At 67.7% G+C, this 1,654-nt stretch carries 1 protein-coding gene; it reads left to right on the plus strand.

The window, feature by feature from the left end; genetic code table 11:
* Positions 1 to 288: 288 nt before the first annotated feature.
* Entirely contained in the window at positions 289 to 1,653 is a 1,365-nt protein-coding gene (locus VGH54_RS03585) for an IS4 family transposase (protein WP_331510563.1), read from the plus strand.
* The last annotated feature ends 1 nt before the right edge of the window (position 1,654 follow it).

Raw genomic sequence — 1,654 nt, forward strand, 5'->3', positions numbered from 1 at the left:
ACCCCGGCCCACGTCCAGGCTGCGCCCGTCTCGCCCCGCGCTCCGGAGAGTCCCCGCCGCGCACCGCGTGGGTTGGCGTCCGAGATGCCGGGTTTGCGTCTGAGATCCCGGGCGCAAACCCTGCATCTCATGGGTCAACCCCAATGCCGTTCAGTTAGCCGGCGTGGTTTGTTGTCAAGGGGTGTGTCGGTGAGCGTGAAGGAGCGGAACTCCCGGTAGGAAGCGGTTGTCCTCCAAGACATCGCTTCACCGGGAGTTCCGCTGTCTGGTCAGTCTGTCATTCATCGTGTGATCACCGTTGCGCAGGGCCGGTTCGCTCCGGGCCATCTGGGTGAGCTGACGCAGATCGTGCCGTTTGAGATGGTGGACCAGGCGTTGGCCGAGACCGGCACGGTGCAGGCCCGGTTGCGTGATCTGCCGTCGCGGGTGGTTGTGTATTTGTTGTTGGCGGGGAGTCTGTTCGCCGAGGTGGGCTATGCCGGGGTCTGGCAGAAGCTGGTGGCTGGTCTGGACGGTTTGCTGGTGGCCACGCCGAGCGCCTCGGCGTTGTGCCAGGCCCGTCGGCGGGTCGGGGTCAAGCCGCTGCGGTTTCTGTTCGGTCTGCTGTGTGGCCCGGCGGTCAGTGGCGGCTTGGCCGGCTCGGCGTGTGTGCGCTGGCGTGGGCTGCTGGTGTGCGCGATCGATGGCACGACGATGTCGGTGCCAGACAGCGCGGCGAACCTGGCCCGCTATGGCCGCCAGGGCGGTACGCACGGCGGTTCGGGGTATCCGCTGTTGAGGCTGCTGGCCGTGGTGTCCTGCGGCACCCGCACGGTCATCGACGCCGTGTTCGGTCCGACCAGCATCGGCGAGACCAGCCAGGCTCCACAGTTGCTCGGGTGCCTGCGGCCGGGGATGCTGCTGCTGGCCGACCGCAACTTCGCCGCGGCCGGCGTCATCACCGCGATCACCCAGACCGGCGCCCAGGTGCTGATCCGCTGCAAAGCCAACCGCAAACTGCCCGTGCTGCGCCGTCACCCCGACGGGTCCTACCTGTCACGGTGGGGCGAAACCGAGGTCCGCGTCGTCGAGGCCGAGATCACCATCCAGACCTTGACCGGCCGCCGCACCGGCTCCTACCGGCTCATCACCACCCTGCTCGACGCCGGCCACTACCCAGCCCTGGAGATCGTCGAGCTCTACCACCAGCGCTGGGAGATCGAGACCGCTTTCCTGGAACTGAAGTCCACGATCCTGGGCGGGCGGGTACTCCGCGCCCGCACCCCGGCCGGCATCGACCAAGAGGTCTACGCCCTGCTCACCACCTACCAGGCCCTGCGCCTGGCGATGGCCGAGGCCACCGACAGCCAACCCGGCCTCGATCCCGACCGGGCCTGCTTCACCACCGCCCTGCACACCGCCCGCGACCTGCTCATCCAGGCCGCAGGCGTCATCGCCGACACCACCATCGACCTCGTCGGCGGCATCGGCCGGCTCGTCCTGGCCAACCTCCTACCCGACCGCCGCACCAGAACCAGCCCCCGCGCCATCAAACGCGCCACCTCAAAACACGCCGCCACCGGAATCGTGAACCGAACCAGCTACAAAGCAACCATCACGATCGACATCCTCAACGGCGAGCCTCCCGGACCACAACCAAACATCACTAACTGAA

Source organism: Mycobacterium sp., assembly GCF_036488105.1.
Lineage (GTDB): Bacteria > Actinomycetota > Actinomycetes > Mycobacteriales > Mycobacteriaceae > Mycobacterium.